The following is a 6,545-nucleotide window of genomic DNA, read 5'->3' on the forward strand; positions in this document are numbered from 1 at the left end:
ATCAGACCTCTGGGATCAAGCATTCCTGCTCAACCAGATTATTTTTAAACTGCTTGCGATAATCACTGGGGGTACAACCCACATGCCGCTGAAAGAGTTTGGCAAAGTGATCGACATTTTCATACCCTACCCGCCAGGAGATTTCCGCTAACGAAGCTTCCGTATTCGTCAGGGCAAATTTCGCCTCGGTCATTCGTCGCTGAATCACATAATTGATCGGCGAAATTCGATACTCCTTAGTAAATTCATGGCAGATATAACTCACGCTGGCCCGGAATTTTTTGGATAACTGATCGAGAGTAATTTTTTCGCGGAAGTTATTATTTAAATAAACCAGCACATCTTTAATTAAGACATCTTTTTTAATATAACCTTGCTCAGAACGATAGGCATTTTTAAAGTTTTCGTAAAATAAAACGGTTAGAGCATAAGCAAAAGCGTCGTAGGCTGAAGATGTCAGGTTATTTTTGCTCTGGGGGAGCATAACCCCCAACTCATTAAAGATACTCTTAATAACCTCCTTCCCCTGAGTAACGCTAATCACCGGACACGAGTGCATCTGCAATAGCTGATTATCCTGCCAGCCGTTGAAACGAAAACCGTAGAGCGCGCAGGTGTAAGTCGTTGCAGGCGCGCTACTATCCGAAGCAACCGCATGGAGTCGCCCTTGCTCTATCACCACGATATCCCCGGCATGCGCGACATACAGCGACGAATCGATAATTAATCTTGCGACCCCTTTTTTGACATAAATAAGCTCTGTTTCATTATCGTGAACGTGATGACCCGACTCCCAGTTAGGGTCATCACTGATGACGAATCGCGAGAATCTCGGGGTTTTCCCCTGTTCAAAAAGGGTCTCCACGGCATTATCAAAGCAGCGTTGATACATGACAACCTCCACCTAAAGGCAGCAATTTTGGGATTATTAATATCAGAAAATAAAAACGATAATGACGTTATACAACGTTATTCCTTCCCGGCGAAACAAAATTATTTGCGCCGTCTGCAAGATGACACCTTTTGCTTTGGTACATTGCTGCCATTGATTATTTGCGTTTTATAATAATCAAAAAGAATAAATGTTATTAAGTCTGTATTAATAATTTACATATAAGAAACAAATTCAGCGCAAAGGCGATTAAAAACATGATGCATTTCGCAATTATTTTCACTGTCTTTGTGTTCCCGTTTTTTCCTCTGGGACGCACCGTCTGATTATTGCTGATAAACCAGGCATTCCCGGGACGTTTTTTTTGCAAGATTGTTGGCAATGAAAACAGATTTCCCCGTCGAAAACAGCCCTCCCTCTGTCGCACACTATTTTCAGTCAATTTTCCCTACTGTCGATAATGACGCACCACGTCATTATCCACACGAGAATCACTGGAGATGCCATGAAAATAATAACCTGCTTTAAGTTGGTGCCTGAAGAACAGGACATTGTTGTTACCCCACAGCGCTCGCTTAACTTTGACCGGGCCGATGCCAAAATCAGCCAGTTTGACTTAAATGCGATAGAGGCCGCAGCGCAGCTTAGCGCGGAGGGTGATGAAATCATCGCCTTAACGGTGGGCGGGTCGCTACTACAAAACTCCAAAGTGCGTAAAGACGTGCTGTCCCGCGGGCCGGACAGTTTGTATATGGTGCAGGATGCACAACTGGAGCATTCATTACCCCGGGATACCGCTCAGGCGCTGGCCTGTGCGGCCAACAATATGGATTTCGACCTGATGCTGTTCGGTGAAGGATCGGGGGATATCTACGCGCAGCAGGTCGGCTTACTGGTTGGCGAACTATTACAGCTCCCGGTGATTAATGCCGTCAGCAGCATCCAACGTAACGGCGATCGCCTTGTGGTTGAGCGCACACTTGAAGATGAAGTCGAAGTAATTGATCTGCCGCTCCCCGCCGTACTGTGCGTGACGTCGGATATCAACACACCGCGTATTCCCTCGATGAAGGCGATTCTGGGCGCGGGTAAAAAACCGGTCACCCCGTGGCAAGCCAGCGATATTGGTTGGATACCTGCTTCACCGTTAGCGGAGCTGGTGAGTCTTACCGTGCCGCCGCAAACCGAACGTCAGCACATCATTCTGGAAAATGACTCAGCAGAAGCCATTGCCGAACTGGCTGAACACCTGAAAAAAGCCCTGAACTAAGCCCAACGGAGAGAAATCATCATGAGTAAATTAGCCAACGTCTGGGTGTTCAGCGATAACGTAGAACGCTATGCAGAATTAATGGCCGGCGCTCGCCTGTGGGGTGAGCAGGTACACCTTATCGTACAAGGCAGCGACCAGGCCAATCAGTTGCAAGCCCTGGGCGCCGATAAGATAGTCGTGCTCGACGCAACCTCCGGTTTACAGCGTGTTGAAAATTACGCTGAGACCATCGCCGCCCTGATGCAGGAACACGCCGGGCTGCTGCTGATGTCCGCGACTAAACGAGCCAAATCCCTTGGCGCACGCTTAAGCATTCAGCTCAACGCAGCGATGGTGAACGACGCCACATCGGTAACGCTGGATGCAGGCATTTTGTTCGCCGAACACCGGATGTATGGTGGTCTGGCATTTGGCAAAGAAAAAATCAAAAGTACGCTGGCGATTATCACGCTTGCCCCAGGCCAGCTTGAACCGGTCGCGGAAAACGCCTTGCACAACTGCCCGGTTGTCTCAGCAACGTACATCGCGCCGTACCATGAAGTGATGTGCCTGGAGCGTCGCGCCAAATCCGTGAGCAGTGTGGATCTCAGCAAAGCTAAGCGCGTGGTGGGTGTGGGTCGCGGTCTGGTGGCGCAAAACGATCTGGAAATGGTGCGCCAACTGGCATCGGTGCTGGGTGCTGAAGTGGGTTGTTCACGACCGATTGCCGAAGGCGAAAACTGGATGGAACGCGAACGCTACATTGGCGTTTCTGGCGTGTTATTGAAATCAGACCTGTATCTCACGCTGGGCATCTCAGGACAAATTCAGCATATGGTCGGCGGTAACGGCGCGAAAGTCATTGTCGCCATCAACAAAGATAAAAAAGCCCCTATTTTCAATTACGCCGATTACGGTCTGGTGGGCGACATCTACAAAGTGGTTCCGGCCCTTATCGACCATCTCAGCCGCTAATCCCGTTAACGCACATCTCCCGCTGCCCTCGCGGCGGGAAAGGAGCATAAAGCATGTCAGATGAAAAATTTGATGCCATTGTGGTCGGTGCTGGTGTAGCGGGTACAATGACAGGTTACGTTATGGCCCGGGCCGGACTGGACGTACTGGTCATTGAGCGCGGCAACAGTGCGGGCAGTAAAAATATGACCGGCGGGAGACTCTACGCGCATAGCCTTGAGCGCATCATGCCCGGATTCGCGCAGGAAGCGCCTCTCGAACGTAAAGTCACCCGCGAAAAAATCTCCTTCCTGACCGAAGAGAGCGCCGTTACCCTCGACTTCCATCGTGAAAAAGACAACGCGCCAGCGCAGGACTCTTATACCGTTTTGCGCAACCGGCTTGACCCATGGCTAATGGAAAAAGCGGAACAGGCTGGCGTGCAGTTCATCCCCGGCGTGCGCGTCGACGCGCTAATTCGCGAAGGCAATAAGGTCACCGGTGTGCAAGCCGGGGACGATATCCTTGAAGCCAATATTGTCATCCTTGCCGATGGCGTTAATTCTATGCTGGGACGGTCGCTGGGGATGGTTCCCCCCTCTTCTGCACAGCACTATGCCGTTGGCGTAAAAGAGCTGATCGGCTTACCGTCAGCGGTGATTGCGGATCGGTTCAATTTGTCAGGCAACGAAGGTGCAGCCTGGCTGTTCGCAGGCTCACCGTCTGATGGACTGATGGGAGGCGGATTTCTGTATACCAACCAGGATTCCATCTCTCTGGGCCTGGTGTGTGGTCTGGGGGATATTGCCCATGCCACGAAAAGCATTCCGCAAATGCTGGAGGACTTTAAGCGACACCCGACTATTCGTCCGCTGATTGCCGGCGGTGAACTGCTGGAGTATTCCGCACATATGGTACCGGAAGGCGGTCTGGCAATGGTTCCGAAACTGGTTGATGACGGGGTAATGATCGTCGGCGATGCCGCTGGTTTCTGTCTGAATCTGGGTTATACCGTGCGCGGCATGGATTTGGCGATAGCTTCCGCAGAAGCCGCCGCCCAAACAGCCATTGCAGCAAAAGAGCGCCAGGATTACTCGGCCAGTAGCCTGATGGATTACAAACGCGCCCTCGAACAGGGCTGTGTGATGCGTGATTTGCAGCATTTTCGCAAGATCCCGGCGCTGATGGAAAACCCGCGCCTGTTCACCCAGTATCCCCGCATGGTGGCCGATATCATGAACGATATGTTTACCGTCGACGGAAGCCCAAATCAGCCCGTTCGCAAGATGATCATGTCCCATGCCAGGCAAATTGGGCTGATGAACTTACTGAAAGACGGCATCAAGGGGGCCACCGCACTATGAATCAGGACACTAACGTTAACGTCGACGTCAAACTGGGCGTCAATAAATTTAATGTTGATGAAGGCCACCCACATATCATTCTGGCTGAACATCCCGACCTTAATGAATTTCGCAAGTTGCTGAAAGCCTGCCCCGCCGGACTGTATAAACAGGATGAGAGTGGAAATATTCATTTTGATTCCGCAGGCTGCCTGGAGTGCGGCACCTGCCGGGTGCTGTGCGGTGACACGATCCTCACACAATGGGAATACCCGCTCGGAACATTTGGCGTTGATTTCCGCTACGGCTAATGGATTTTGCATGTTGTACGCCGGATTGGCCGCGCCGGCCATCCGGTCAGATGTATGCCGAAATAATCCTGGGAATAACTTCATGAGTATCACACTTACGTTTAACGCCGAACGTCGCCAGGCCTGGCGACAACTGGGTTTATGGGGAGATGCTTCGCTTGGCGATTACTGGCACCAAACCGCCAGAGCCATGCCGGATAAAATCGCCGTGGTTGATAATCATGGCGCTTCATATACCTACGCTGCACTCGACGATGCTGCCAGCAGTCTGGCAACCTGGTTTGTAGCCTGCGGGATCCAACCCGGCGATCGCATTGCCTTTCAGTTGCCTGGCTGGTGCGAGTTCACCATTATCTACCTGGCCTGCCTGAAAACCGGGGCCGTTTCCGTACCACTGCTGCCTGCCTGGCGCGAAGCGGAACTGGTGTGGGTACTGAACAAATGCAAAGCGAAGATTTTTTTCGCACCGACGTTGTTTAAACAGACCCGACCGGTCGATCTGATCCTCCCCTTGCAAAACCAGTTGCCGCATCTGCAACAGATTGTCGCCGTAGATAAACTGGCACCGGCCACCGCCTCGCTGGCATTCAGCCAACTGCTTCAGGCTCCGCCATTAACCCAGGTTATTAACGTTCACGCCGATGAACTGGCTGCCGTGCTGTTTACCTCCGGGACCGAGGGAATGCCGAAAGGCGTAATGTTAACCCACAACAATATCCTTGCCAGCGAACGCGCCTACTGTGCCCGTCTCAATCTCACCTGGCAGGATGTGTTTTTGATGCCCGCCCCACTGGGACACGCTACCGGTTTTTTGCATGGCGTTACCGCGCCGTTTTTAATCGGCGCACGCAGCGTTTTGTTGGATATATTCACCCCAACCGCCTGTCTGGAACTGCTCGAGCAACAACGCTGTACCTGCGTGCTCGGTGCAACCCCCTTCGTCTACGACATGTTGTGTAGTCTGGAAAAACGGCCCTGTGATCTCACATCACTACGTTTTTTCTTATGCGGTGGCACCACTATTCCGCAAAAGATTGCCCGTGACTGCCAACAGCGCGGCATTAAATTGTTAAGCATCTATGGTTCGACGGAGAGCTCGCCGCATGCGCTGGTCAATCTCGACGATTCACTTTCACGCATGATGAACACCGATGGATATGCCGCCGCAGGCGTGGAAATTAAAGTCGTCGATGAAGCGCGCAATACGTTGCCTGCAGGGTGCGAAGGTGAAGAGGCCTCGCGTGGCCCCAATGTTTTTATGGGCTACCTCGATGAGCCTGAACTGACCGCCCGCGCGCTGGACAAAGATGGCTGGTATTACAGTGGCGACTTATGCCGCATGGACGAAGCGGGATACATCAAAATTACCGGGCGTAAAAAAGATATTATTGTGCGCGGTGGGGAAAACATCAGCAGCCGCGAAGTGGAGGATATTTTATTGCAGCATCCGCGCATTCATGATGCCTGCGTTGTCGCGATGCCAGACGATCGGTTAGGTGAACGGTCGTGCGCTTATGTGGTGCTGAAACCGCCGCATCATTCGCTGTCGCTGGAATCAGTGGTGGCCTTTTTTAGCCGCAAACGGGTGGCAAAGTATAAATATCCGGAACACATCGTCATTGTCGAAACGTTACCGCGCACGGCGTCAGGCAAGGTACAAAAATACCTGCTGCGTCAGGATATCATTCAGCGTTTAAGCGTGGAGAGTGTGGAAAGCGTTGAAGGGTAAAGTACCGGATGGCGATGCTAACACCTCTAATCCGGCCTACGTTGCATACTAACCGTAGGCCGGG

At 51.7% G+C, this 6,545-nt stretch carries 6 protein-coding genes; 5 read left to right on the top strand and 1 reads right to left on the bottom strand.

Going from position 1 to position 6,545, the window contains the following annotated elements; all coding sequences use genetic code 11:
- Window position 1: 1 nt before the first annotated feature.
- Entirely contained in the window at window positions 2-892 is an 891-nt protein-coding gene (locus FDW87_RS14495; RefSeq protein WP_016156354.1) for an AraC family transcriptional regulator, read from the bottom strand.
- A 505-nt stretch (window positions 893-1,397) separates the two neighbouring features.
- Here FDW87_RS14495 and FDW87_RS14500 point away from each other — a divergent pair.
- The 5 genes from FDW87_RS14500 (at window position 1,398) to fadK (ending at window position 6,481) form a co-directional block, all read left to right on the top strand.
- Window positions 1,398-2,162, top strand: a complete 765-nt coding sequence (locus FDW87_RS14500) for an electron transfer flavoprotein (RefSeq protein ID WP_016156353.1) — start codon at window positions 1,398-1,400, stop codon at window positions 2,160-2,162.
- A gap of 21 nt (window positions 2,163-2,183) precedes the next feature.
- Entirely contained in the window at window positions 2,184-3,119 is a 936-nt protein-coding gene (locus FDW87_RS14505) for an electron transfer flavoprotein subunit alpha (RefSeq protein ID WP_016156352.1), read from the top strand.
- A 53-nt stretch (window positions 3,120-3,172) separates the two neighbouring features.
- The gene (locus FDW87_RS14510) at window positions 3,173-4,462 is read left to right on the top strand and encodes an FAD-dependent oxidoreductase (protein ID WP_016156351.1); all 1,290 of its coding nucleotides are present in this window, start codon (window positions 3,173-3,175) and stop codon (window positions 4,460-4,462) included.
- Window positions 4,459-4,752 carry a ferredoxin gene (locus tag FDW87_RS14515; RefSeq protein WP_016152887.1) on the top strand — a complete coding sequence of 98 codons (294 nt, stop codon included), beginning with the start codon at window positions 4,459-4,461 and terminating at the stop codon, window positions 4,750-4,752. The genes FDW87_RS14510 and FDW87_RS14515 overlap by 4 nt, the downstream gene beginning before the upstream one ends.
- 82 nt (window positions 4,753-4,834) lie before the next feature.
- Entirely contained in the window at window positions 4,835-6,481 is a 1,647-nt protein-coding gene (fadK, locus tag FDW87_RS14520) for a medium-chain fatty-acid--CoA ligase (protein ID WP_137379880.1), read from the top strand.
- Window positions 6,482-6,545 lie beyond the last annotated feature (64 nt).

It is taken from the genome of Citrobacter sp. wls826, from assembly GCF_005281245.1.
GTDB lineage: Bacteria > Pseudomonadota > Gammaproteobacteria > Enterobacterales > Enterobacteriaceae > Citrobacter > Citrobacter braakii.